This is a genomic window from Herbaspirillum sp. (assembly GCF_017744395.1).
Classification (GTDB): Bacteria; Pseudomonadota; Gammaproteobacteria; order Burkholderiales; family Burkholderiaceae_D; genus Herbaspirillum.
Map to the genome: position 1 here is coordinate 609,209 of NZ_JAGIBI010000001.1, position 23,949 is coordinate 633,157.

The 23,949-nt window shown below is 64.2% G+C and carries 22 protein-coding genes; 3 read left to right on the forward strand and 19 right to left on the reverse strand.

Annotated features, from left to right (window positions below; translation table 11 throughout):
• The first annotated feature begins 81 nt into the window (after nt 1-81).
• Complete coding sequence (locus J7548_RS02795; RefSeq protein WP_290970030.1) at nt 82-879, forward strand: alpha/beta fold hydrolase; 798 nt, start codon at nt 82-84, stop codon at nt 877-879.
• Between the two features lie 196 nt (nt 880-1,075).
• Here J7548_RS02795 and J7548_RS02800 read toward each other — a convergent pair whose 3' ends face one another.
• The 15 genes from J7548_RS02800 to J7548_RS02870 form a co-directional block, all read right to left on the reverse strand.
• Nucleotides 1,076-2,650 (reverse strand): sensor domain-containing diguanylate cyclase, encoded by a 1,575-nt coding sequence (locus tag J7548_RS02800; protein ID WP_290970032.1) that lies wholly within the window; start codon nt 2,648-2,650, stop codon nt 1,076-1,078.
• A 443-nt stretch (nt 2,651-3,093) separates the two neighbouring features.
• Nucleotides 3,094-4,692, reverse strand: coding sequence for a rhodanese-like domain-containing protein (locus J7548_RS02805; RefSeq protein WP_290970034.1), 1,599 nt, complete (start codon nt 4,690-4,692; stop codon nt 3,094-3,096).
• Nucleotides 4,693-4,707: 15 nt separating this feature from the next.
• Entirely contained in the window at nt 4,708-5,886 is a 1,179-nt protein-coding gene (gene metC, locus J7548_RS02810) for a cystathionine beta-lyase (protein WP_290970036.1), read from the reverse strand.
• On the reverse strand, nt 5,883-6,500 hold the full coding sequence (locus J7548_RS02815) for a cysteine dioxygenase family protein (RefSeq protein ID WP_290970037.1): 618 nt from the start codon (nt 6,498-6,500) through the stop codon (nt 5,883-5,885). Before J7548_RS02815 ends, metC begins: the two co-directional genes overlap by 4 nt.
• 31 nt (nt 6,501-6,531) lie before the next feature.
• On the reverse strand, nt 6,532-7,359 hold the full coding sequence (locus tag J7548_RS02820; RefSeq protein WP_290970039.1) for an amino acid ABC transporter ATP-binding protein: 828 nt from the start codon (nt 7,357-7,359) through the stop codon (nt 6,532-6,534).
• Nucleotides 7,346-8,164, reverse strand: coding sequence for an amino acid ABC transporter permease (locus tag J7548_RS02825; protein ID WP_290970041.1), 819 nt, complete (start codon nt 8,162-8,164; stop codon nt 7,346-7,348). Before J7548_RS02825 ends, J7548_RS02820 begins: the two co-directional genes overlap by 14 nt.
• The gene (locus J7548_RS02830) at nt 8,154-8,900 is read right to left on the reverse strand and encodes an amino acid ABC transporter permease (protein WP_290970043.1); all 747 of its coding nucleotides are present in this window, start codon (nt 8,898-8,900) and stop codon (nt 8,154-8,156) included. The genes J7548_RS02825 and J7548_RS02830 overlap by 11 nt, the downstream gene beginning before the upstream one ends.
• A 9-nt stretch (nt 8,901-8,909) precedes the next feature.
• On the reverse strand, nt 8,910-9,770 hold the full coding sequence (locus tag J7548_RS02835; protein ID WP_290970045.1) for a transporter substrate-binding domain-containing protein: 861 nt from the start codon (nt 9,768-9,770) through the stop codon (nt 8,910-8,912).
• A gap of 105 nt (nt 9,771-9,875) precedes the next feature.
• Nucleotides 9,876-11,168, reverse strand: coding sequence for an aminotransferase class I/II-fold pyridoxal phosphate-dependent enzyme (locus J7548_RS02840; RefSeq protein ID WP_290970047.1), 1,293 nt, complete (start codon nt 11,166-11,168; stop codon nt 9,876-9,878).
• 82 nt (nt 11,169-11,250) lie between these two features.
• Nucleotides 11,251-12,186: a transporter substrate-binding domain-containing protein gene (locus tag J7548_RS02845; protein ID WP_290970048.1), complete on the reverse strand. Its 936-nt coding sequence runs from the start codon at nt 12,184-12,186 to the stop codon at nt 11,251-11,253.
• 172 nt (nt 12,187-12,358) lie between these two features.
• Nucleotides 12,359-14,584: a rhodanese-like domain-containing protein gene (locus J7548_RS02850; protein WP_290970050.1), complete on the reverse strand. Its 2,226-nt coding sequence runs from the start codon at nt 14,582-14,584 to the stop codon at nt 12,359-12,361.
• Nucleotides 14,585-14,758: 174 nt separating this feature from the next.
• On the reverse strand, nt 14,759-15,919 hold the full coding sequence (locus J7548_RS02855) for a cytochrome c (RefSeq protein ID WP_290970052.1): 1,161 nt from the start codon (nt 15,917-15,919) through the stop codon (nt 14,759-14,761).
• A complete protein-coding gene (locus J7548_RS02860) occupies nt 15,919-16,746 on the reverse strand; it encodes an ABC transporter ATP-binding protein (RefSeq protein ID WP_290970054.1) in 828 nt (275 codons plus the stop codon). Before J7548_RS02860 ends, J7548_RS02855 begins: the two co-directional genes overlap by 1 nt.
• Nucleotides 16,740-17,762, reverse strand: a complete 1,023-nt coding sequence (locus J7548_RS02865; RefSeq protein ID WP_290970056.1) for an ABC transporter permease subunit — start codon at nt 17,760-17,762, stop codon at nt 16,740-16,742. The genes J7548_RS02860 and J7548_RS02865 overlap by 7 nt, the downstream gene beginning before the upstream one ends.
• Nucleotides 17,763-17,806: 44 nt before the next feature.
• Nucleotides 17,807-18,847 (reverse strand): ABC transporter substrate-binding protein, encoded by a 1,041-nt coding sequence (locus J7548_RS02870; RefSeq protein WP_290970057.1) that lies wholly within the window; start codon nt 18,845-18,847, stop codon nt 17,807-17,809.
• 252 nt (nt 18,848-19,099) lie between these two features.
• On the opposite strand from J7548_RS02870, the gene J7548_RS02875 reads away from it, so the two are divergent.
• Nucleotides 19,100-19,669, forward strand: a complete 570-nt coding sequence (locus J7548_RS02875; protein WP_290970060.1) for an OsmC family protein — start codon at nt 19,100-19,102, stop codon at nt 19,667-19,669.
• Between the two features lie 73 nt (nt 19,670-19,742).
• On the opposite strand, the gene J7548_RS02880 is transcribed toward J7548_RS02875, so the two are convergent.
• From J7548_RS02880 to J7548_RS02895, 4 genes are all read right to left on the reverse strand, one after another.
• Nucleotides 19,743-20,519, reverse strand: a complete 777-nt coding sequence (locus tag J7548_RS02880; protein ID WP_290970062.1) for an HAD-IIB family hydrolase — start codon at nt 20,517-20,519, stop codon at nt 19,743-19,745.
• A gap of 65 nt (nt 20,520-20,584) precedes the next feature.
• Nucleotides 20,585-22,027: an FAD/NAD(P)-binding protein gene (locus J7548_RS02885; protein WP_290970065.1), complete on the reverse strand. Its 1,443-nt coding sequence runs from the start codon at nt 22,025-22,027 to the stop codon at nt 20,585-20,587.
• Between the two features lie 214 nt (nt 22,028-22,241).
• Nucleotides 22,242-22,661, reverse strand: coding sequence for a CHRD domain-containing protein (locus J7548_RS02890; RefSeq protein ID WP_290970067.1), 420 nt, complete (start codon nt 22,659-22,661; stop codon nt 22,242-22,244).
• Between the two features lie 286 nt (nt 22,662-22,947).
• A complete protein-coding gene (locus J7548_RS02895; protein WP_290970069.1) occupies nt 22,948-23,475 on the reverse strand; it encodes a C40 family peptidase in 528 nt (175 codons plus the stop codon).
• A gap of 242 nt (nt 23,476-23,717) precedes the next feature.
• Here J7548_RS02895 and J7548_RS02900 point away from each other — a divergent pair, with 242 nt between their 5' ends.
• Nucleotides 23,718-23,936: a hypothetical protein gene (locus J7548_RS02900; protein WP_290970071.1), complete on the forward strand. Its 219-nt coding sequence runs from the start codon at nt 23,718-23,720 to the stop codon at nt 23,934-23,936.
• The last annotated feature ends 13 nt before the right edge of the window (nt 23,937-23,949 follow it).

Sequence of the window (23,949 nt, forward strand, 5' to 3'; positions counted from 1 at the left end):
TTGCTGTTGCAAGAGCCGGCAAGCAAGTCGACGACATGCTCCCGCCAGGCTCTCAAGAAACCGACTTCAAAAGGCAATGACATGGAAAACCGCTCTTTCGTTACCGCCGGCGACGGCACACGTATCGCCTATCGCATTGACGGCGCGGCCGACAAGCCGGTACTGGTCTTGTCCAACTCCATCGCCACCACGTTCCACATGTGGGACGGGCAGATCGACGCCTTGTCGAAACACTTCCGCGTCGTGCGCTACGACCTGCGCGGCCATGGCGGCTCGGGCATCCCGGCGGGAGCCTATTCGCTCGACCGCCTGGGCCGCGATGTGATCGAACTGCTCGACGCGCTGCATATCGAAAAGGCGCATTTCCTGGGCTTGTCCCTGGGCGGCTTCATCGGACAATGGCTGGGCATCCACGCCCCTGAGCGCATCGACCGGCTGGTTCTTGCCAATACGTCGCCTTACCTCGGGCCGGCATCGTATTTCGACGAACGCATTGCCGAAGTGCTGCAGGCGCGGGACATGAGCGACACAGCCGCCATGTTCCTGGCGAACTGGTTTCCAGCGCATATGCTGGAGGCGAGGGGAGTGGTCGTCGAGGAATTCCGCGCCATGCTGCTCGGCATGGACAAGCAAGGACTGGCAGGCAGCTTTGCGGCGGTTCGCGATTCGGACTTGCGCCGGACCGTCGCGCTGATTTCCCGTCCGACCTTGGTCATTGCGGGGCGCGACGACAAGGTAACGCTCCCCGGCCATAGTGAATTGATTGCGGCGGCGATTCCTGGATCGAAGCTGGCCATCCTGCCGGCCGTGCACCTATCGAATGTTGAATGCCCGGTTGAGTTTGTGGACTTGGTGCGGGAGTTCCTGGGGGCGCGCTGAAGAAGGAGACGGGCGGGTATCCCCGAGTTGCCCTGGATCTGAAACGAAAAAGCCATCCGATGAGAACCGGATGGCTTTTCACATGCATCAGGGACGGGCGGTCTTATGGGCGGCAAGCCTTTGAGCAGCGTATCGCGCAACTGGAGGAAGGCGGGGGCATGGCTTCGTTCCTTCCCCGATCTTTAATCTCATTGACTCAGCGCACAAAATTTTCTACTTCTTGTTGTCCGCCCAAATGTTGGCCTGGCGACGTGGCGAACACGGTAAAGCGATCGCGTCCGCCGGTTTTCGATTCATATAGCGCCGCATCCGCCGCGCGCAGCAATTCGTTGGCATCGGCTGTCGGCAGTGGACTGCACACCGTCGCGACGCCGATGCTGACGGTGACCACTTTCCCGGGGCTGTCTTCGTGCTCGAGATGCAGATCACGCACGCTCTGGCATATGCGCGCGGCGAGGTTCTTCGCGCCTTCCGTGTCGCATTCGGGGAGGATTACCGCGAACTCCTCGCCGCCATAGCGTGCGGCGATGTCCCCCGGTCGCTGGAGACAGGCCTGCAGGGTCCCGGCGACCTTCTTCAGGCAGTCGTCCCCGCACTGGTGCCCGTACCTGTCGTTATAGCGCTTGAAGAAATCGACGTCGATCATCAGCAGCGACATGCACGTATCCTCCCTGCGGGCCCGGTTCATCTCGGTGGCAAGGCTCTGATCGAAATGCCTTCGATTCGCCAGCCCGGTCAGGCCGTCTTGCATCGCTAATTGAGACAAGATGCGATTGAGCTCTTCCTGTTTTTTCTTGGCGTCCAACACCTTTTGTTCGGCAAGTTCTCTTCGATTGATATTGAAGATGAGCCTGTTGCCGAATAGCAAGACAAGAATGATGCCGGTAAAGATGAAAATGCCGCGCATGAGCGTGTCGCCGACCCATTCCGCAAGCGCTTCATCCTTGGACATGGCCGCGACGACGAACAAGGGATAATCGTCGACCCGCCTGAAGCTGTTGAAGCGGACAACGCCGTCAACGGACGATTTGATGGTCACAATGCTCGCATTTTTCTGCGAAATCAGAGTCCGGTAAATCTGGGTATTCGACAGATCCCGGCCGATTGCATCTTCGGTAAACGGACGTCGATAAAGAGCGGTGCCGTTCATCAGCCCCAGAAGGATGGCGCCTTCGCTGCCGATCTCAAACTGATCGTAAAATTTTTGAAAGGAAGCGACGTCCAAGGTGGCCAGGACCACGCCGCCAAAACTGCCGTCGGCTTTGTCGATTCGCCTGCTGATGGTGAAGATCCATTTCTTTGTCCCCCGGCTGAAGACAGGAGGACCGATGTGAGGCATGAAATCCGGGTGGTCGCGATGGTACTGGAAGTATTCGCGGTCAGCATTGTTGAATTGCGCCTGCAACGCCTGGCGAGAAGTGACAAGCTGTTCCCCTGTTTCGTTGTAGACGAATATCCCGTCCAGCGCAGGCAGATTCTGGACTGCCGAGGCAAACATCAGATGCAGTCGATCCAGGGCGGCAGGACCAAGGCCATCGTAACGGATCCGTTCGGATACCCCGGCTAGAACGATGTCGGCTTCCTTGAATGTCTGGTTCGCATGCTGCGCCAGGGCGTAGGAAACGTTGTTGACCGCTGCATAGGTTTCTTTCAGCTGGGTTTTGCGCGCTTGCCAGGCATTCCAGATTTCAATCCATAGCAATGCCGTGCAGATGATGATAACCAGACATAGAACGTATGTTGATGTACGGTATTTTTGACGGGTATTCATTCGCATCCCAGTGTTATGGAGCACACCAAATCTGCCGCGACATCAAGCGATGGAGATTTTCCGAATTCTCGCTGCGAGAGCCAGATAGAAATTAATATTTTTTCATGACTCCAGAATACAACCTTCCAGGCTCGAAGTGATGCATCCCAGATGTACCGATGCGACAGTTTCTGCTTCTCAGGGGAGGGAGGGGAAAATACGGTTCATTGCTGCATTCCATCTAAAACAATAGAACGGTCCAACATCATCAGACGATCATGAGGATTGACTTAAATTCATTAATCACAAGAGGAATACAACATAAGTAATTGATTTTTAATTAAAATCAATTTTTCGTTAAGGTAATGCGCTGCTCACTCCAAGGAAAACAGGTTGCACTAAAACTGTAAATGAAAAACATCCAGCCTCGCAAAGAGGCCGGATACCAGGAGGGAGGGATAGCCTCAGAGCGGCAATGAATCCAGCCGGAATGCGCCCAGTTCATCCTGTGTGCACTGCGCCACCAGCGCGGTTTCCCAGGCCAGGTACTGGCGCGCCGCCTCGGCATTGCCGGCATGCCGGTCATGCACGAAGAACAGGTAGTCGATACGCTCGGCCGCGCTCAGCGAGACCGGATCGGTGATGGTGGGCCAGTTCGCCTTTTGCAGCGAGGCCAGGCCGTCGATCCAGGCTACCTGTTTCACTCCGGCGTCAAGCAGATCCTGTGCCACCAATGCCGCAGCCCCGGCGCTGTCGGCTACCAGGAAGGCATGATCTGGCAGGGCAGGCTGCGACCGGAGCCAGGCGGCGATGCGCGGCCGGATCAGCCATTGGCTGGTCAGGGCATGCTCCTTGAGATAAGCCTCGCTGCTGCGGATATCAAGCAGTACCGCCTGGCGTTGTGTGAGCAGACGGATGGCTGCCTGCACATCGGCTTGCCCGATATGGACGCCGTTGGCCGGCAACGGCTGGCTGGCCTTGTGATCCGGCAGGCGCAAGGGGGCGGCGATGCCCTGTGCCAGCACCGCCACTTCGAAGCCCAACTGATACAGCCAGCTGGCCACCACCGGGGCGCGCACCAGCTCGTGATCCAGCAGGATCAAGCGGCTGTTGCGCACGCCCACGTACTGGTCGGTGGCCTGGATCAACTGGCCGCCCGGCGCATGGGCCGCGCCGGGCAGCGTACCTGCACGAAATTCCTCAGCACTGCGAATATCGAGTACATAGGTCGTGCGGCCGGCGTCGTCCACCCAGGCTTGCGCCTGTGCCGCATCGAGTCGGGGAATGGCGAAGTGGCGGCGCAGACGTTCGGCGGCCGCGCGGGCGGCCTCCAGATCTTGCGGCGCCTGGTCGGGATAGCGCGCCTTGCTGCCGTGCTCCAGCGTAAGGCCGGACAGGTACCAGCCCTGGGTACCGTTTTCCAGGGCCAGCACAGGGTTGGCCAATCCCAGGTTGCGCAACGTCTGCGCCCCCAGGATGCTGCGCGTGCGGCCGGCGCAGTTGATGACCACCGGCACGTCGGCATCCGGCACCAAGGTGCCGATGCGATAGGCCAGCTCGCCATTGGGGCAGGCCACCGAACCGGGAATGGTCATCTTGTGGTGTTCCTCCAGCGTGCGCCCATCCAGCAGTACGAAGCGCTTGCCCTCCTGGCGCCACTGGTCCAGTTCGGTGGCGCTGATGTGGGGTGTGGCATAGGCATGCTCGACCAACTCGCCGAAGGTCTTGGAGGGAACGTTGACGCCCTTGAAGAGCGTGTGCCCGGCGGCCTGCCAGGCCTGCACGCCGCCGTCCAGCACCAGCACCCGGCGATAGCCCAGCGCTTCCAGCCGATGTGCCGCCAGCGGCGCAATGCCGTCGCCTTCATCGACCAGAACCAGCCGAACATCCTTGCGCGGCGCCAGCCGTGGCGCGTCCAGTTCCAGCCGGCTATAGGGCAGCGGCACGGCGAAAAACAAGTGGCCTTCGCCGAACTGGCCGGCCTCGCGGACATCGAACAGGCCCAGTTCAGCGCCATCGGCAAGCCAGTGGCGCAGGGTGGCGGGGGAAATGGTGTCAGCCATGTGGGTCTCCTTGGGTCAGCCCTGCGCCGCCTGGAAGGCGCGCGCGAGGTCGTCGATCAGGTCATGCGGATTTTCCAGGCCGATGTGCAGGCGTACTACCGGTGCGTTGCCCTGATAATAGCTGTGCTCGGCCAGGCGCGCGGGTGCGGCCAGTTGGACCAGGCTTTCATAGCCGCCCCAGGAGGCGCCGATGGCGAACAATTCCAGGGTATCGATGAAGCGCCTTGCCTGCTGCGCGTCATCATGGGCGAAGGCGAACGAGAGCAGTCCATTGGCCCCGCTGAAGTCGCGCCGCCAGCGCGCATGGCCGGGATCCGACGGCAGGGCGGGATAGAACACCCGCGCCACCTGCGGATGGCTGTGCAGGTACTGCGCCACCTGCAAGGCATTGGCCTGGTGCTGCTGCAGGCGTACCGGCAGGGTGCGGATACCGCGCAAAGACAGGTAGGCGTCATCCGGGCTGACCGCCAGCCCGAGGCTGTCGCTGGTCTCGCGCAGTTGCCGGGCCAGGCCATCGTCCTTGACCACGACCGCTCCCTGCATCACATCGGAGTGGCCGGAGATGTACTTGGTGGCGGCCAGGATGGAAATATCCGCACCTAGCGCCAGCGGCCGGTACAGATAGCCGGAGGCCCAGGTATTGTCAGCCGCGACCAGTACGCCGCGGTCGCGCGCCCGCGCGGCCAGCGCCGGCAGGTCGGGGATTTCATAGAGCAGGGAACTGGGCGACTCCAGGTAGAGCAGGCGCGTTTCCGGGCGGATCAGCGCGTCCAGATCGTCTTGCAAGGGTGAGAAATAGCTCAGGCTGATGCCCAGCCGTTTGAGCAGGCTCTGGTCCACCCGGCGCAGCGGCGAATAGACGCTGTCCTGCACCAGAGCATGGTCGCCCGGCGAGAGCAGCGCCAGCAGCGTAAGCGTGATGGCGGCCAGGCCAGAGGGCGCCAGCAGGCAATGCTGCCCGCCTTCCAGCGTGGCGATGGCCGACTCCAGCGCACGATGCGTATCCAGCCCATGGCGGCCATAGGCGGCCACGTTTTCGCCGGCGGCGCGGCGTTCGTGGATGCTGTCGTATTCGGCCATGTTGGCGTATCGCAGTGTGCTGGTGCGCACGACCGGTACATTGACCGGACCTGTCCCTTGGCTCAGGCGCGGCGAACCGGCATGGATCAGTGCCGTGTGCAGGTGGTGGCTCATGCTGCCTTCTCGCTGCGGTTGAAGAAGTTCTGGTTGTAGTTCAGGATGCGCCCGCTCTGCGGGTCAATGCCTATGCGCCCGGTCAGGGTGTCCAGCGGGCGGCCGTAGAGATGGAAGTGCAGGGTAGGCACATCGCCCTGCACATGGATGCTATGCAAGTCGTCAGGCAGGAAGCTGATCGGTGTGCCAGGCTCCACCACCAGTTCACGGGCCACGCGGATCTGCGCCTGTTCCGGATTGCTGCGGTCATCTTCGCGCTCGTAGAGCCGGTTCAGTTCCTGCCCGCTGACGGCCACGATCACCGCCCAGGTGTCGTGATTGTGCGGGAAGGTGGTCTTGCCGGGAATGATGGAATTGAGATAGAGGGCGATGTCGTCCTTGTCGGTGTCGGCGCCTTCATGGTTCAGGTAGTAGCGGGTCGAGGTGCTGCCGCTGTCGGCTTGCGGCGGCGGGAACTGCTCGAAATTGAACAAATCATGGCGCCCGGCCAGCTCTTGCAAGACAGCGGTGATGGTTTGCAGCGAGGAGCGGGTGATGCCTTGCTCCTTTTCTATCTGGCGGATGCGTTGCAGGGTGGCAGCCACTGCGGTGGCGCGTTGCGATTGCAGGCTCATGGCGGATTTCCTTATGGGATGGGTGAGCGGCCTAGATGGAGAAGGCCAGCCGGTTGAATGCGATGGGAGCGAAACTGTTGCGCGCGGACTGGCGTTCGCCATTGAGGGCACGGTTGAGGAAGGCGCGGGTGCGATCATTGTCCGGTGCGCTGAAGATGTGGCTGGCTGCGCCATGCTCCACCACGCGCCCGCTCTCGATGAAATGCACCTGGTCGCTGACCTCCTCGGCAAAGCGCATTTCATGCGTGACCAGCACGCAGGTCATGCCTTCCTGGACCAGCTCGCGGATCACGGCCAGCACTTCGCCCACCATTTCCGGGTCCAGCGCCGAAGTCACTTCATCGAACAGGATCAGTTCAGGCTGCATCGCCAGCGCCCGCGCGATGGCCACGCGCTGCTGCTGGCCGCCGGACAATTCGCCGGGATAGGCATCGGCCTTGCCGGCCAGGCGCACCCGCTCCAGCAGCGCCAGCGCGCGGCTGCGGGCGGTGCTGCGATCCAGACCGAGGATGCGCACCGGCGCCATCACCAGGTTTTCCAGCACGGTCAGGTGCGGGAACAGGTTGTATTGCTGGAACACGAAGCCCACGCGCTGGCGCAGCCGCGCCAGTTGCGCTTCGGAGCGCAGCGCGCCCAGCTCTACGCCATCCACCAGGATCTGTCCCTGCTGTGGATGCAGCAGGCCGGTAATGCAGCGCAGGATGGTGGATTTGCCGGAGCCCGAGGGACCGATGATGGAGACCGCCTGACCGCGCTGTACCTCCAGGTCGATGCCGCGCAGGATGGCGTTACCGCCCAGTGTCAGGTGGACGTCGCGCAGGCTGACGAGGGCCTGCGCGGGGGAATCAATGGAAGGCATGTTTCTTTTCCAGGTATTGCGTGAAACGCGAAATCGGATAGCAGTAGAGGAAGAACAGCAGCAACGTGAGGAAATACACGGTGACCGTGAAATCGACCCGGTTCACCGTGCTGCTGGCGATCTGCGCCGTATCCAGCAGGTCCTTCACACCGACCAGCGAGGCCAGCGCGGTGCCCATGGTGATGGTGGCGTACAGGTTCATCCACGGCGGCAGCATGCGGCGCAGGCATTGCGGCAGGATCACCCAGCGGTAAGCTTGCGACCGCCGCAGCCCCAGTTGCGCCGCCGCCTCCCACTGCGCCGAGGGAATCCCGCCGATGGCGCCACGGAAGATCTCGGCCACGTTGGCGCTGGCCGGCAGGGCCAGGCCCAGCGTCACCTTGATCCAGTCGGGGAAGGCCAGGTAGGTGCTGCCCAGGCGGATCTCGAAGGGGAATACATAGGTGCTGAAGTAGATCAGGATCAGCATCGGCGCATTGCGAAACACCTGCACATACCAGCGCGCCACCTGCGCCACCGGACGTACCGGCGACAACTGCAGCGCTCCGATCACCAGGCCGGCCAGCGTCCCCAGGGCGATTGCCAGCACGCTGATCTGGATGTTGGCCAGCATGCCCCACAGCAAGGCCGGCAGCCAGCGCAGCACGTGGGCCAGCAGCGGTGAGGCGCTTCGCGTAGGGATCAGCCACAGCACGGTCAATGCCAGCAGTAGTGCGATGACGATGGCCGCCAGTGCCGGCAGGGTGATGTTGCGGGCGTTGCGCCAGCCGGGCAGCGTGGCCACGAATCCGGTGTTATCGGCCATAGCCAGGCATCCTCCAGTAGTGCTCCAGCGCGCGGCCGCCCTGATTGACCAGCCACGTCAGCAGCCCGAAGAAAGCCAGCATCAGCAGCATCAGCTCCAGCACGTTGTCGCGCTGGCTCCAGATCATGATGGCCTGGTAGGTGACGTCGCCCACGGCAATGGCCGAGGCCACGGTGGTCATCTTGACCAGGTCCACCAGGTTGTTGACCAGGCTGGGCAGGGCAAAGCGCAAGGCCAGCGGAAACTGCACCAGCCACAAACGGCGCGTGGACGTGAAACCCAGCGAAGCGGCGGCCTCCAGCATGACCGGCGGCACCGCCTGCAGCCCGGCGCGCAGGGCTTCGGCATGGAAGGCGGCCTTGTGCAGCGAGATCACCACCACCACCCACAGAAAGGGCGTCAGCGGATTGCCGCCGGACAGCTTCAGCGCTTCCGTGATGAGCATGTTGAGCACCAGGAAGGCGCAATATAGTTGCACCAGCGTGGGCGTATTGCGGGTGATCTCGACGAAAGCGCGTGCCGGCAGGGCCAGCGCGCGATTCCGCGACACCAGCATGGCGGCCAGCAGCAGCCCGGCGACCAGGCTGCAGACGATGGCGGCCACGGCCAGTTCGATGGTCACCACCAGTCCGTGCAGGAAGGAAGCGCGCTCGCTTGCGGCGAGCAGGAATTCATAATTCAGGCCAGCCGCCTTCAGGCTGGCGACGGCGGCTTGGGGCCAATCGGCAAGGCTCATGCTGTGGGCTCAACCGTTCTTGTATTTGTTGTGCAGTTCCGGCAGCGCAGGCGAGGCCGGGGTAATGCTGAGCTTCTTTTCGGTAGCGATCAGCCAACCGCTCTTGTGCCAGCCCTGGATGACGCGGTCGATGGCGGCCACCGTATCCTGTTCGCCCTTGCGCGCCCACACCACCGAGTTGCCGGGGATCAGCTCGGGAGTGATGGTGCGGTAGTTCTTCCATTCCGGATTGCCGGCCACCAGCGGATTGAGCAGCGTGGCGTCATGTACAGCCGCCACGCAATTGCCGCCGCGCAGCGCCAGCAGCGATTCAGGCGCACCCTTGAAGCCCTTGGGAATGGCACCGTATTCGGTAGAGACCGGCTTGATGTAGCTGCTGCCCTGGGAGATGCAGATTTCCTTGCCGCGCAGGTCTTCCCAACGGCGAATGCTACTGTCTGCGGACACGATGGCCACGCCACCGACGCGATAGAAAGGCGTCGGTGCGAAGGACAGCAGCTCGCCGCGTTCGGTATTCCATTCCATCGACGCGATCAGTACATCGACCTTGCCCTGCTGCAGCAACTGCACGCGGTTGGAAGGCTGTACCTGCACGGTCTCCAGCTCCACACCCAGGTCTTGCGCCAGCTTCTGGGCCAGTTCGAAGTTCCAGCCCACCGGCTTCTGGGTGGACGGATCGATGGAGCCAAAGGGGCCGCCCGAGAGCATGACGCCGACCACGATCTTGTTGCGGCTCTTGATCTTGTCCAGGGTGGAATCGGCCTGGGCCGGAGCGGTGCCCAGCAAAGCCGTGGCGCCGGCCAGAGCGGCGATCATGGCGCGGGGGAAAGAGCGGGTGAGGGAAGCGGAAGAGCGAAGCGAATTGCGCATGATGATATTTTTTCGGTTGTTGCGGTGAGGGACTCACTCTAATGAATGCTCCCACCTGCGCGGAACGAACAAAAATCGATATCCTTATGCGCTGGCCGTGTTTGCTCAGTCCTGAGAGGCGCTCAAGGCGACGGCCGGCTCCGGCGCTTGCCCATACGCAATCACCCGTTGCGGCGAGCGCAAGGCGCTCACGGCGCGCTTGAGGCGTTTCATCGCTTCCTCCAGCACGGCGTCGGCGGCGGCCGTCGACAGGCGCAAATAGGGCGACAGCCCGAACGCAGCGCCGTCGACCAGGGCCAGTCCCTCGGATTCAAGCAGCCACTGCACCGCATCCTGGTCGGAGGCGATGACCTGGCCATCCGGACGCAGCTGTCCGATCAGACCGGCGCAATGCACGAAGGCGAAGAAAGAGCCGTCGATGCGGCGCAAGGCCAATCCCGGGATCTCCGCAATTGCCGCTTCGACCAGCCGGGCACGGCGTGCATAGGCCTGGCGCGCCTGCACGGCAAAGCCCTGGTCTTCCGATTCCAGCGCTGCCCGGGTGGCGGCCTGGGCAATGGCGTTGGGTCCCGATGACACCTGCGACTGGATCACCACCATGGCTTGCACCAGGCGCTCCGGCCCCGCACCCCAGCCGATGCGCCAGCCCGTCATCGCATAGGTCTTGGAGGCGCCGCTGACCAGCAGGGTGCGCGCTTTCAAGTCCGGCGCCACGTGCAGCCAGTGCTCCGGCGCCTGGGGCGTGAACCAGATGTGCTCGTACAGCTCGTCCAGCAACACCAGCACCTGAGGATGCCGCCGCAACACCTCCGCCAGCGCCGACAGTTCCTGCCTGTCGTAGACGGCGCCCGAGGGATTGCCGGGGGTGTTGAGCACCAGCCAGCGGGTACGCGGCGTAATGGCGGCTTCCAGCGCGGCGGCGCTGAGCTTGTAGCCGCTCTGGATGTCGCAGGCAACCAGCACCGGCACGCCGTCATTGACCAGCACCATGTCCGGGAAGGAAGGCCAGTAAGGCGTGGGAATGATGACTTCGTCGCCCGCGGCGAGCGTCGCCGCAAAGGCGCTATAGATGACCTGTTTGCCGCCATTGCTGACGATGATCTGTCCGGCGCCGTAATCCAGGTCAAGCTCGCGCCGGTACTTCGCGCCGATGGCGCGGCGCAGGTCGAGGGTGCCTGGCGTGGGCGTGTATTTGGTTTCGCCCCGCGCCAGCGCGTCGATGGCGGCCTGCTTGATGGAATCGGGTGTATCGAAATCCGGCTCGCCGGTGGTCAACGCGATGATGTCGCGCCCCTCGGCAGCCAGGGCCGCTGCACGGGCCGCGGCTGCGGCGTTGGGAGAGAGCTTTACCCGCGAGACGCGCGGCGAGAGCTGGATGGGGGAAGCGTCCTGGCCCATGGTGTCAGCCTTTGCTAGATGTTGTGAAATGGGTTCTTATAGTCCGGTGCGGTACGCCGTCGATCCATCAAGTCGCTCACACTCATGGCTTGACGCTCTTGCCGGCATCCGCCAGTTGCGCCGACTTGTAGACATCGAAATCGAAAGGCGCGCGATCGAACTGACTTTTCAAGGCGCGTTCATGGCGGCTGGCAATCCACTTGTCCGGCACGCCCCACCGGCGCGCCTGCCGCAGCAGGAAACCGGAGCGGTGCCAATCCTGAACAGTCTTGTCGACGAAGGCCTGGGTATCGCTTTCACCCTTGCGCATCCAGACCACGGTGGGGGAGGGAATCAGTTGTTCCTCGCTGGCCAGCGCGAAGTCTTTCCATTGATCGCTGCCATCGCCGTGCAAGGTGTTGTAGAGCGCCGGATAGACGTGGACCGAGGCGTCGCAGGTGCCGCCCTTGAGCGCCAGCAGCGACTCCGGGATGCCGCGCAAGCCCTTGACCACGGCGCCATAGCTTTCTGCCAGCGGCTTGGCGAAGTTGCTGCCCTGGGACACGCAGGCCACCTTGCCGCGCAGGTCTTCCCAGCGCTTGATGCCGCTGGACCTGGACACCAACGCGCCGCCGCCAATGAGGTCATAAGGGGTGGGGGCGAAGGCCAGGGTGTCATTGCGCTCCCTGGTCCACTGGATGTTGGCGATGAGCAGGTCTACCTTGCCGGTCTGCAGGAACTGCACGCGCGTGGAAGCGGTGACCGGCACCGTTTCCAACGTCACTCCAAGACGCCGCGCGATGTCTGCGGCCAGTTCCGCCTGGTAGCCGCCCGTCTTGCCGGTGGCGGGGTCCATCACGCCAAAAGGCGGGCTCACGCCATCGACTCCCACGGAGAGCTTGCCGCGTTGCCTGATCTTGTCGAGGGTGGCATCGGCGTGGGCGGCCGGGCTGGCCAACAGGGCCATGAGCAAGCCCGGCAGGAGACGGCTGGCGAGACGGGAAGCGGTACGCTGCAGCGAGGACGAAACGGAATGCATGGCGGATCGGCGAAGACGGTTGGACATGGCCGCTGATCATGCACTGGTCCGGCAGCAAGGGACAACGAAGCTTTTTGCGTTTGCTAATGCGCTTTGTGCCGGATCTGATTGCATGTGCATCGCACCCCGGCTGGTCAATCCATGCCGGAGGCGATGCCGACCAGCGAGGCCATCAATCGATCAGCGCAATGCCTGTATGCCCCTCGCGCTCCAACTGGGCCACCAGCCCCAGCTCCCACTCCAGGTATTCCACGAAACCGGCATTGCGCAGCGCCAGATCCTTCTGCAGATAGGGGCTGTAGCTCTGGTCATCGTCGCCCGTGACCACGCCATCGCCGCCACTGTCGGTAGGCAATTCAGCAGCAATCCACCCGCGCGTGCCTCCGCGCAAGGCCAGCAGCGGCTGCGCTGGCTTGGCGCTGCGCAACAGCCCCGAGGCCACGCTGTGGGCCAGGATGCCATCGGCTGAAATCAGCACCACCGAGGCCTGCGCCGGCAAGGTGGGGATGAATTCACTCAAACGGCCAGGCGCGACGAAGCGCGCGCCGGCAGGATGCCGTTTTTCATAGGCGGCGCGGCTATCGATGTCGATCAGTACGGCGGCTCCGGATTGCTGCAAGGCCGCGGCCTGGGCCGGTGCGATCAGTGGAGCGGGGCTGTCAGGCACCAGTACGCGCACCGGTTCCGGCCCCGTCACGCGAGCGGCGCCGGGGCCATGGGTGGCCGGAGCATGAACCGAGACATCCCAGCCCAGTTGCGCCAGCCATGCGCCGGTCGTCAGCGCGCGCACGCCGTCCCAGTCGGCCAGGACGATGCGCGCACCGCGGGTAGCGGCATATTCGTCGGTGGCTTGCACCAGCTGTCCGCCGGGCGCCCAGCGCCAGCCTTCCAGATGCCCGGCTTCGTATTCGGCGCGGGTACGGATATCGAACAGATAGAGGGTACGTTGCTGCTGTCGTGCCGACTCCTGCCAGCGCTGCAGCGTGGCCGCATCGATACGACGCACCCCGGCGCGGTGCGCCACCGCGTCGGCTTGCGCGCGGGCGCCGGCCAGATGGCCTGCCGACGGCTCCGGTAGCGGCGTCTGGCGGCCGTGGGCCAGTGTGCGGCCGGTCAACAGCCAATCCATGGTGCCGTTGCGCAACGAGACCACGCGGTTGGGAATGCCGGCATCGATGAGCGTTTGCGCGCCGACGATACTGCGGGTACGGCCGGCGCAGTTGACCACCACCAGGGTTTCCGGATCGGGTGCGATTTCAGCAATGCGGTAGACCAGCTCGGCGCCCGGGACGCTGTGCGCAAACGGCAGGCTGAAGGCGGCAAATTCCTCGGGAGTGCGGCTGTCGACGACGGCGATGTTGTCGCCTTGACGCACCAGGCGTTCCAACTCCTCCGAGGTGATCCAGGGCGTCTGTTTCTCATGTTCGATGACTTCACCGAAGGCCTTGCTGGGTACGTTGGTGCCACTGAATACTTCCAGTCCGGCCGCGGCCCAGGCTTCAGTGCCGCCGGCCAGCACCGACACGTTGGTCCAGCCGAGACGGATCAACTGGTGCGCGCCGTCATGGGCCTGGCTCTCATCGCCATCGATGACCACGATGCGGGTATTGCGGCGGGGAACCAGGCGGTCGATGTCCAGCGGCAGGCGCCAGCGCGGTGCCGAGACAGCGAACAGCAGATGGCTGCGCGCATAGACGCCGGCATCTCGCACATCCAGCAGGGCAATCTCCTGGCCGTCCGCCAACGCGGCCTTGAGGTCTTGCGGGGTAATGCGGGCGTGGCGGATCCCGGCCGGCGGGCCGAAGGTGCGATAGCTGCCGCCAGCACGGCTTTCAAACACGACGCGCGCCGGCATATGGTCGAGACCGCGGCCGTAGAAGTGCAGATGCAGGCCGGTCTGGTGGCCCTGCAATTCGATGGTATGGACATCGTCGGGGCCGAGGATGACAGAATTGCCAAGACCCACATCGACCGTACGTTCCGGCGTGAGCGCGTCGCGCGCGGGATCGGCGGTCTTGTCCCGGCGATAGAAGACATTGCGCTCCACGCCTTGCACGCCGCTGATGATGGCCCAGGTCGTATGGTCGTGCGGCAGGACCGACTTGCCCGGCAGTGCGGCCGACAGGTACAGCGCAAAGCCGCCGTCGGCCTCTTCGCTGAGGCGGTAGACCACTGCCGGATGCTCCTGGTCGACCGGGAAATCCTCTTCCGGAAACAGCGTAGCCTGGCGGCCGAGGGTTTCGAGATGGCGCGCCACCGCTTCCAGATCCTCGCGACTGGCCTGCGACGGATCGCCAATCAGTTGACGGGCGGTGGAGATGAACTGGGCGATGGCGGCGGAACGGCGAGTGCCGACGTCGAGCTCACGGGGAATGGCGGAAAGCAGGGTGGAGGTCATGGGAATGGACGCGTAAAAAGACACCGAAACAGCATGCCGGAAACAGTCCGCAATGGACCGGGAATGAATTGGCACGGTAAGTCCACCCACTGTCGACAGGCAACGAACAATTTCGCTCTTCGATATGCGCAAATTTCCAAGCTTTGCGCGTGATGTGGCAGAAGGACGGTGTCGTCAATGCACGAACCCACCCTTGACGAAATGCACCGGGTCGGCGTCCATGGCGGCGATCAGCTGGTCGATTCCTTCCCGCTTTGCGCCGGCAGCCCCGAGTCCAACGGCGAGCGGCGAGCGGCATAGCATGTCGCTTTGCGACCAGGCGCCGCCGCTGCTGCGGGCGCGCAGCCAGCCGTCGCGGTCGGCCAGCAGTTCGGCGCCGGCCAGTTTTGCCGGCGGCGTGCCGGTGATGATGGCGATCGCGCGCAGGCCGTCGGCATCCGCGCCGACGCAGTCGATGGCGCCGACCGCATTGCCCGTGGCGCCTCCCAGCAGCACGCTTTGCAGGCGAGGATCTTCATTGCGGGCATCTTCACCGTTTCCCGTTCCGCCCGATCCCACCACCAGCCTGACGCGCTGCCCGCGCCACCGGCCGGTGCGCGTGGCGCCGCTGCGGCGGCAGGCCAGCGCCAGGTCCGGCAGCGCCACCGGCCGCGGCCACGCGCCGGTATCGGCGATGCCCACGCCGGCGGCGTTGGCCTTCATGTAGTCGATCAGCGCCCAGTTGTCGGCAATACCGATCCGCTCCCCGAACGCGGGCATGCTTCCTTTGCCGTGGCGCAGGCTCCAGTAGATGTCGCCGTCGAAGCGCCGCCACAGCAGGCCGCTGGACAGGTTGGGCGGCGCTACCGGCAGCGACAGCGCCAGCGGCGTGTTCCCTTTACCGTCGGCGCCGTGGCAGCCGATGCACTGCTGGCGATACAGCCTTTCGCCGCGCACGATGGCTTCGGCAGAGAAGCCGGTGGGGGAGTTGTGGAAGGTGGTCGGAGTTGCCGACGTGGTGATTAGGCCGGCCTGCGGCCAAGGCGTGAACAGCGCCAGCAGCGCCGCCGATGCCAGCAGCGGCACGCGCATCCGTTTCCAGAGCATGGCCACCAGCGCCAGCAGCAGGGCCGCGGCGGTACAGCCGAGCGCCGCCAGCAACGCGCGCGCCACGCCATGGTCGACCAGCATGACCTCGCCGGACAGCCGCAAGGCGAACGGCCAGGCAGGCTGGCCGTCGACATCGGCGGCGATGCGCAGGATGGACAACAACTGCAAGAGCGCTTGCTGGAACAGCTGCATGGCGCGCAGCATCAGGTCGATGCAGGCGTCCCAGTCGATGCCGATATCGGGCACTACCAGCTCTCGTCCAACCCCAGGTGGCGCGCCGCTTCATGCCGCAACTGCGCCAGGCGCGCATCGCCGCGGTGGCGCGGGTAGGGCAGGTCGACCTTGATTTCGGCGCGGATCGCGGCGGGACGCTGGCCGAACACGATCACCCGTTGCGCCAGGAACAGCGCTTCTTCGATATCGTGCGTAACCAGCAGGGCCGAGAATTGCCGGCGTTGCCACAGCGCCACCAGTTCGCTTTGCATCGTCAGGCGCGTGAGCGAGTCCAGCTTGCCCAGCGGCTCGTCCAGCACCAGCAGTTGCGGATCGTTGACCAAGGCGCGCGCCAACGCCACGCGCTGCGCCATGCCGCCGGAAAGCTGATGCGGGAAGGCTTGCGCGAACTCCTCCAGGCCGACCAGTTCCAGCGCATCGTCCACCCGCTGCCGGTGTTGCTTCAGCAGGCCACGCGCCTGCAATCCCAGGGCGACGTTGTCCCACACGCGGCGCCACGGGTAGAGCGTCGGATCCTGGAACACCACGATGCGCGAGGGATCGGGCCTGGCGATCGGCTTGCCGTCCTGCTCGATGCTGCCGGCCGTGGCCGGTTCCAGTCCCGCCACCAGCCGCAGCAGCGTGGACTTGCCGCAGCCGCTGGGGCCGAGCAGGGCGACGAACTCGCCCGGCTCCACCGTCAGCGAAATGTCGTCCAGCACCTGCAGCACGCCTTGTTTCTTGTCCTGCAGCCTGAACCAGTGGCTTACCTGGCGCACGTCGATGCGCGCGCCGGTTGGCGTTTGCGCCGGCGCGATGGAGGCTTGCGAAGCTTGCGGAGATTGCACGGCGCTTACCATTTGACGGTTCCCTTCTGCCACGACAGCGCGCGGTCGCGTACCTTGAACAACAGCGTGATCAGGCCGGAGCACAGCACCGCCATCACGATCAGCGCCGCATACATGTTGCTGTAGGCGGCCCAGCCCTGGGACCATTGCAGGTACCAGCCCAGGCCGGCCTTCACGCCCATCATCTCGGCCGTGACCAGCACCGAGAACGCCGCGCCCAGCCCCATGAAGAGGCCGACGAACACCTGCGGCAACGCCGCCGGCACCGCCACCCGCAATACCAGGAAGGATTCGGAGGCGCCCAGCGTGCGCGCCACGTCGTAGTAGCTCTTGTTCACCGCGGCCACGCCCGACCAGGTCAGCACGGCGACCGGGAAGAACGTCGCCAGCCCGATCAGGAACACCGCGGCGGCATAACTGGACGGCGCGAAGAAAAATGCCAGCGGTAGCAACGCCGAGGCCGGCACCGGCCCCAGGAAACGCAGCACCGGATGCACCCAGTAACCGGCGATGCGCGACCATCCTATCCATACCCCGACCAGGAAACCCACGGCCGCGCCGCTGGCGAAGCCATGCGCGAGCAGGCGCAGCGAGTGCGCGGTGGACAGGCCCAGGCGCGGCCAGTCCTCGGCATAGACCTCGATCAGGCTTTGCGGAGGCGCGAAGAAGGGCGTGGGCAGGATGCCGAGCTTGGCGGTCAGTACTTCCCATATCCCCGCCAGCAGCGGCAGCACGACCAGCCAGAGGCCGGCTGGTCGCAACTGGTCGGCGATGCGCTCGGTGAAGCGCCCGCCCAGCGACAGGACGGCCAGCAGCGCGGCCACCGCGAGCGCGGCGTAGCCGAACTCGTCGGTGTAGGCCCAATCGCTGAAGCCGACTTCCTTGTTGGGCCACTTCAGCACCAGCACGCCCAGCGCCAGCCATATCGCTGCCGCCAGCAGGCCGGTATGCCACGGGGCGCCGCGCACTGCGGCCGGCGAGCTTGCCTGCCATGCCGGGCGCGGCAGGCTCTCGGATGTCGTCGTCATATCGTTCTCCTTGTTGCGCCGGGTGATGTGAGGCTAAGCCAGGCTTAGGCCAGCACGTCCACCGTCACGTGGCTGGCGAAGCGCGCGGGATCGGTGCTTTTCTTCAGCACGCCGGCGGTATGGAAGTCGCGCGCGAAATATTCGACTTCCGAGCGCAGCGCGCCGCCGGTCGGGTGGTTGTGGTAGGTCAGGTCGGTCAGCAGCGCGCGCAGGTCTTCCACCGGTACCTTGGGGGAGTACTTGGCGTACAGCTTGGCCGCTTCGTTGGGGTTCTCGGCCACATATTCCGACGCCTGGACGATGGAGCGGACCACGGCCGCCGCGGCCGGCTTGTTGTTGCGCACGAACTCGCCGCGCGCGCCCGTGATGCAGCAGATCTTGTCCTTGTACTCGCCGGTGCCGCTGTTGCCGATCTCGGTGAACACGCCCTGGTTGCGCTTCTCGATGAGGTAGACATTGGGATCGCCGTCGGCGATGGCCTGGATCTCGCCCTTTTTCGCCGCCACGTCCAGCAGGTCGGCCGGATAGACGCGCCACTCCACGTCCTTGTCGATGTTCACGCCGCGCTTGGCCAGGTGGATGGCGAAGAAGTTCTTGGCCGGGCTGTTCAGGTCGGAGACGCCGATGGTCTTGCCCTTGAGCTGCTTCCAGTCGGTCACGCCGGCGTTCTTCACGCCCACCATGCGCAGGCAGCCGCCGTGCGCGGCGCCGATCACCTTGACGTCGAAGCCGGATTCCAGCGGCTTGAGCCAGCGATGGATCAGGCCCACGCCGACATCGGCCTTGCCAGTGGCGAGCGCTTCGAGCAACTGGTCGGTGGAGCCGCCCCAGTTGAGCAGTTCGACCTGCAGGCCGTTCTTCTCGAAAATGCCTTTCTCCTGGGCCACCACCACCGGCGAGAGGCAGAACGCCACGGAGCTCCAGGCGAAGGTCAGCTTCTGGGGCGCGCCGGCCGACCAGGCGCTGCCGGCGGCCAGGGATCCCCCGATCCCGGCCAGCGCGGCGGCGCCCCCGGCGCGCAGCACATTACGGCGCGACCAGGAGGAAGGGTGCTTGTGTTCAGGCAGGAGGAGATCTTTTTTCATGTGTTCGTGGCTCCACTGGTTGATTGGGAAACGGAAAGGATGAAAGGAAACAGGTGCGGCAAATTGCCGCATTTGCCGAAATATGGAACAGGCACGGAGGCGGGTAAAGGAATAAGAACGCACATTCATATGCGTCTTTTCGCGCATGTCGATATGCGCATTGCTTCGTTGCTGGCGGCATCGGCGCGGCGGGAAACTGTGCGTTCTCCTGAACGCCAGGCAGAAACCATCCACCAACAAGACGAGAGCGCCATGACGACACTGAACCACTACCTGAACGAAAAACGCAGTGCCGTGCTGGCACGCGAAGCCCTGATCGAGGCCGGCAACGCCGGCCCCAATGCCTTGTCGGCGCGCGTGTCGGCAGAGGGCCGCAGCGGCGTGCGGCGCATCCGCATCCGCGACCACCAGGTGATCAGCGACAGCCCGCCGGATTTCGCCGGCTACAACCTGGGCCCCAGCTCGCCGGAACTGCAGTTGGGCGTGCTGGGCTCCTGCGTGACCCATATCTTCCTGATCCAGGCCGCGCACCGCCAGGTGCCGATCGATTCGCTGGAAGTGGAAGTCAGCGGCAAGATCGACCCGCGCGGCGGCCGCCCCGGCCACGAAGGCATCCCGATCTGGCCGCATGACATCGGCTATGTGGTGCACCTGGATTCGCCGGCATCCGATGCGGATGTGCAGGCCTTGTTCGAGGCGGTGGAGGCAAGCTGCCCCATCCTCAACCTGCTGAAGAATCCGCAGACCATCCGCGCCGAGATCAGGCACAACCGCACCGCCGCGCAGGACGCGCGTTCCGGCGAGGAGCGGGCCATCGCTTGATTGGCGCTGTCTTTTAGTCCGATTATTCCGTGGCAGGCAGGCGACGATGCCTGCCGCCATCGTATCGATAGTCTTAACGCCGGTCGGCCAGGATGGCCTCGGCAAATTCCACAAAGCCGGCGCCGCCCGGGCCGTCAGTGATCCAGGCCGGCGGTTTCAGCAGCGCATCCAGGCATTCCCTGATCGTGGAGACGCCCGCGGTGTGCCGGTAGCGGGCGAACATGGGGCCGTCGTTCAACGAATCGCCGCTGTAAGCGACGATCTCGTCCGCGGCGTCATCGTCGACGCCGTATTCCTCTTCCAGCATCTTGCGCGCGGCGGCCAGCTTGTCGTACCCGCCCAGCCAACCCAATATCCAGAGATTGTTGATGGCGACGTCCAGCCCCTGTTCGCGCAGGGCATCGGCGACTTCGCGCTCCTGCCGGCTGTTGCCGTCGCGGGCGAAAGCGATGCTGGCCAGGCGAAACGGCTGGTCGTCAGCCAGCCGCGTTCCGGGCAGCCGGCGCAGCACGGTTTCGGCCTTATCGCGTAGCTGCTGCATTACCGTTCCGGCGTAGTCGCCGTGCCAGAAACTGCGGGCCAGCTCATGCAGCCCCTCGCGCCGGAAGAAAAAACCGCCGTTCTCGCCGATCACCCCGTCTACCGGCCACATGCGCGCCATCTGGTCGCACCAGCCGGCCGGCGCCGCGGTGACCGGGATGATGCGGATGCCGGCATGCTGCAGTTCTTCCAGCGCCCGGTAGGTGGCGGCCCCGAGGCGGCCTTTGTGGGTGAGCGTCTCATCCATGTCGGTCAGGACAAAGCGCACGTCGGCGAAAATGCCCGCCGGCCGTTCATGCAGGTTCTTCATCGGATAGCGCCGGGCGCAAGCTGTTGGAGAGAAGAGCGGGAAGAGAATAGGGCGGCCATCGTGATTTACAGGGTGTCGGCGGTTTGCAGGGCGGCGGCCAGCGCCAGGGCGGTATTGCCGGCGCCGGCGACCTGTTCGGCGATGGAGTTGGATTCCCACACTGCGCCGCGCAGCGGATGACCGACCGCGAACAGGCTGCCCGGCTGGCGGAGACCGTCGGCAAGCACGGCACCGGTGGCCGGATCGGCATCAATGCCGAAGCCGGTGGCATGCGGACGCACCAGCTTGCGCGAGAGCAGGTTGCGCACCAGCGGATCGTCGATACGCAGCCAATCGAACTCATAGCCGGCGGCATTGGCCACGCGGTCCACCAGCAAGGTGCGCACGGCATCCTGGCCGCGCTGCGTCCAGTCCACCGCGACCTTGTCGCCGGCCGGACGCAGCGCGCGGATGCGGCCGGTCAAGCGGTTCAGGCGGCCTTGCGCGATGATCCCATCGAGCTTCTTGCCCGACTCGGGACCGGCGCGGTGCAAGGAAATTTCCCAGAACGGACGGATATGGCGCAGGAAGCGCTTGCGGTCGGCGTTGTTCGCCTTGTCCCACAGCGCGGGTACGTGCGGGCGGATCGCCGGCGGCAGTTGCTGCCAGTCGCCGCCGGCGGCATTCAACGCGCGGCGGGCCGCGCGCGTAGCCTGCAACACTTCGCGCAGCGTGCCGGGCAGGCGCTGGCCATCGAACAGCGGCGGCCACGGCGCCACCTGGCGACGCGGCTGCACCAGCAGTCCGCGCCGCGAGAGCGCATGGAAACTGCCGGTGAAACCGGCGCGTTCGGCGTTGAGGGCGGCGTCCAACGCGGTCAGGCTGGAGCCTACGATAAGGATGTCGCGGTCACGGTCCGCGCCTTGCCAGGCTTGCGCGCTCCAGATGTCGTCGATATAGCGGGCGCCCAATGCCTGGCGCTGCTCCGCCGTGAGAAAACTTTCGCCGGCGTTGCGGAACAGGCCCAGCGCCAGCACCACGCGGCTTGCCGCCAGCCGGCGGCCGTCTTCCAGCACGACGTCGTAACCGTGGTCGGCGCTGCGCAAATCGAGCGCGCGGCCGCGGATGAATTCCAGGCTGGCGGCAGGGCCGGCGTCGCGCAATGCCTGCTTGAGCTCTTCCTGCACGTAGGTGCCATACAGCCGGCGCGGCGGAAAGGCGTCGGGGAAGCTCACGCCGGGCGGCGGCGTCCATCCGTGACGCGCGGCGTTGGCGGCCAGCCAGTCGGCGAGGTGCGAGGGTTCTTCCGGGTAGAGCCCGAACATTTGCGCCGGGCCGTTGACGATATGTTCTTCGTTGTCGGTGCTGTAGGCGATGCCGCGGCCGACATCGGCGCGGCTCTCGATGATGCGGATGGCCAGCGGCGCCTGGCCGCCCTCGGCGGCGACGGCGCGCAACAGCTTGATGGCGGTCACCGCGCCGGCGAAGCCGCCGCCGATGATGGCGAGGTCGGAGATCTGTTCTGGCATGTCGGTAAGGGAAGGGCTGAAATGGTGGAGGTAGGTTCCGAGCATAAAACAGGCGAAGGGTGCGCGTTGCGCTGTTTTCGTCTGTGTTTATGCGCTTTTCAACCATGGGCAAAACTGATCGCAGAAATGCAGTAATCCCTCTGCGCAAATGAAAAAGCCGTCACGACAATGTGACGGCTTTTTTTTCCTTGCGGCTCGGATGGTTCCGAGCCGCTTACTTCGGCTGCAGTTGCCCGCGGATCTCGCCGCCCGGGTGCGCGGCGCTGTGGACGTTGACGTACAGCGTGCCGGCCTGGTAAGCGGCGTATTGCTCGTCGGTGAGCTTGGTGCCGGGCGGCACGCTCCAGCCGTTGTCGCCGTTCTTGGCCAGCGGCACGATGACCGGGCCGTTGGCGCCGGCGGCGCCCGTGTGGATGTGCGCCACGCGACCTTCGATGCCGGTGGTGGTGACGCTGCCGCTGACGACCTTGTCGGCGTCCACGCTGATGCTGCCGGTGCCGCTGGCGGTGGAGGCGTTGGCCGGCACTTCGTTGGTGCCCTTGAGTTCGACGTTGGCGGTCTGCGCCATGGCGGCGGCCGAGGCCAGCAGCAGTGCCGCCAGCAGCGTGCGGTGGATAAGGGTAGATGCGCTCATGTTGCTCCTCGTCTGGTTGTTGTGATGATGAAGCGGGATGGAACGTGTGAAACACCTGCGCGGCTCAGTATAGGTGTGCGCTGCGCCGGCGTACAGGAAGTAATCCGAATGATCTTATTTGTGGTCGCTGCTATGAGGAGCACCAAGATTTCAACTTGTTTTCTAGTGGCCCCGCTGCATCGGTCTTGGCCAAGCCTGAGCTGATTTTTTTGGGGGGGAAATGCCGCAAGGAAATGTGTGGTCCCCTTACCTATTGGGCAGGAGGATGCATGCGTAGGAGATCGTTTTATCCCAGGTGCGGCAAGCTTGCCCGTTGCGTCATGAGCGGCGCGGGGTGCGGTATGCGGCGCGCCGCATAGAGGCGCTTGCGCCAGTAGGAAGCATTCAGGTCGGATCGGTGGATGGCGTCGTATTTGCGGGAAGCGTGGATGAATTGGCGGTTGCCGACATAGACGCCCACGTGCGCCACAGCGCCGCGGCTATTGCGGAAGAACACCAGGTCGCCGGCTTGGATGTCCTTGATCGGGATGCGCTTGCCGAGTCGGTTCATCTGGTGCACGGTGCGCGGCAATTGGCGGTTGCTGGCCTGGCGGAACAGCATGCCGATGAAGGCGCTGCAGTCGAGGCCGGTTTCCGGATCGGTGCCGCCGTATTTGTAGCGGATGCCGCTGGACAGGCTATGGACCGCTGCATCCGCGACCAGTTGGCCGGTGGCGGTGGCGTTCATGTTCTGGGCGTCTGCGTGCTGGAAAACGGTAAAGGCGAAAGCCAACGAAAGCAGGCTGAAACGGAAGACGTATTTTGCAATGGGCATAGGACGATCAGGCGTCCTGGTCATTGGATGGACGCAATAAATAAGTAGGCGGTTCGAGGAAAGAAGGATGCGGAAAAGCGGAACGCTTTGTTGCAGCCCAGATAGAGCAGTTAGTGTAGGGGGGGCTTTGTTGATGCGAATATGGGACTAGACCTAATTCGTGGTGGGTTGAACCAATGTCGGGTAGCGTCCCGTTTATCTGATATCAAGGGACGGATGGACATTTAAATCTTGGAGGAGTCATGAGCACGTTCTTTGCAAATATTAAAGGGATGAGCGACATCGGCCTGAAGGCAATGCAGAAATCGATCGTTGATTGCCTCGAAAGAGATGATCAATTGCCGAAAGGCCAAGAAAAAATCTATGGCGTACGCGAATTTTCTGATTGGCGCGACATGTCGAATGAGATTGAGGCGGAGCTGGACCGGAGAGGCATCAAATACAACAAGATCTGTTGGTAATAGGAATACGCCC

What these genes read in the sequence shown, in the direction of transcription:
- J7548_RS02795 (WP_290970030.1), top strand. Translation starts at nt 82, where the DNA reads ATGGAAAACCGCTCTTTCGTTACCGCCGGCGACGGCACACGTATCGCC.
- J7548_RS02800 (WP_290970032.1), bottom strand. Translation starts at nt 2,650, where the DNA reads ATGAATACCCGTCAAAAATACCGTACATCAACATACGTTCTATGTCTG.
- J7548_RS02805 (WP_290970034.1), bottom strand. Translation starts at nt 4,692, where the DNA reads ATGGCTGACACCATTTCCCCCGCCACCCTGCGCCACTGGCTTGCCGAT.
- metC (WP_290970036.1), bottom strand. Translation starts at nt 5,886, where the DNA reads ATGAGCCACCACCTGCACACGGCACTGATCCATGCCGGTTCGCCGCGC.
- J7548_RS02815 (WP_290970037.1), bottom strand. Translation starts at nt 6,500, where the DNA reads ATGAGCCTGCAATCGCAACGCGCCACCGCAGTGGCTGCCACCCTGCAA.
- J7548_RS02820 (WP_290970039.1), bottom strand. Translation starts at nt 7,359, where the DNA reads ATGCCTTCCATTGATTCCCCCGCGCAGGCCCTCGTCAGCCTGCGCGAC.
- J7548_RS02825 (WP_290970041.1), bottom strand. Translation starts at nt 8,164, where the DNA reads ATGGCCGATAACACCGGATTCGTGGCCACGCTGCCCGGCTGGCGCAAC.
- J7548_RS02830 (WP_290970043.1), bottom strand. Translation starts at nt 8,900, where the DNA reads ATGAGCCTTGCCGATTGGCCCCAAGCCGCCGTCGCCAGCCTGAAGGCG.
- J7548_RS02835 (WP_290970045.1), bottom strand. Translation starts at nt 9,770, where the DNA reads ATGCGCAATTCGCTTCGCTCTTCCGCTTCCCTCACCCGCTCTTTCCCC.
- J7548_RS02840 (WP_290970047.1), bottom strand. Translation starts at nt 11,168, where the DNA reads ATGGGCCAGGACGCTTCCCCCATCCAGCTCTCGCCGCGCGTCTCGCGG.
- J7548_RS02845 (WP_290970048.1), bottom strand. Translation starts at nt 12,186, where the DNA reads ATGCATTCCGTTTCGTCCTCGCTGCAGCGTACCGCTTCCCGTCTCGCC.
- J7548_RS02850 (WP_290970050.1), bottom strand. Translation starts at nt 14,584, where the DNA reads ATGACCTCCACCCTGCTTTCCGCCATTCCCCGTGAGCTCGACGTCGGC.
- J7548_RS02860 (WP_290970054.1), bottom strand. Translation starts at nt 16,746, where the DNA reads ATGGTAAGCGCCGTGCAATCTCCGCAAGCTTCGCAAGCCTCCATCGCG.
- J7548_RS02865 (WP_290970056.1), bottom strand. Translation starts at nt 17,762, where the DNA reads ATGACGACGACATCCGAGAGCCTGCCGCGCCCGGCATGGCAGGCAAGC.
- J7548_RS02870 (WP_290970057.1), bottom strand. Translation starts at nt 18,847, where the DNA reads ATGAAAAAAGATCTCCTCCTGCCTGAACACAAGCACCCTTCCTCCTGG.
- J7548_RS02875 (WP_290970060.1), top strand. Translation starts at nt 19,100, where the DNA reads ATGACGACACTGAACCACTACCTGAACGAAAAACGCAGTGCCGTGCTG.
- J7548_RS02880 (WP_290970062.1), bottom strand. Translation starts at nt 20,519, where the DNA reads ATGAAGAACCTGCATGAACGGCCGGCGGGCATTTTCGCCGACGTGCGC.
- J7548_RS02885 (WP_290970065.1), bottom strand. Translation starts at nt 22,027, where the DNA reads ATGCCAGAACAGATCTCCGACCTCGCCATCATCGGCGGCGGCTTCGCC.
- J7548_RS02890 (WP_290970067.1), bottom strand. Translation starts at nt 22,661, where the DNA reads ATGAGCGCATCTACCCTTATCCACCGCACGCTGCTGGCGGCACTGCTG.
- J7548_RS02895 (WP_290970069.1), bottom strand. Translation starts at nt 23,475, where the DNA reads ATGCCCATTGCAAAATACGTCTTCCGTTTCAGCCTGCTTTCGTTGGCT.
- J7548_RS02900 (WP_290970071.1), top strand. Translation starts at nt 23,718, where the DNA reads ATGAGCACGTTCTTTGCAAATATTAAAGGGATGAGCGACATCGGCCTG.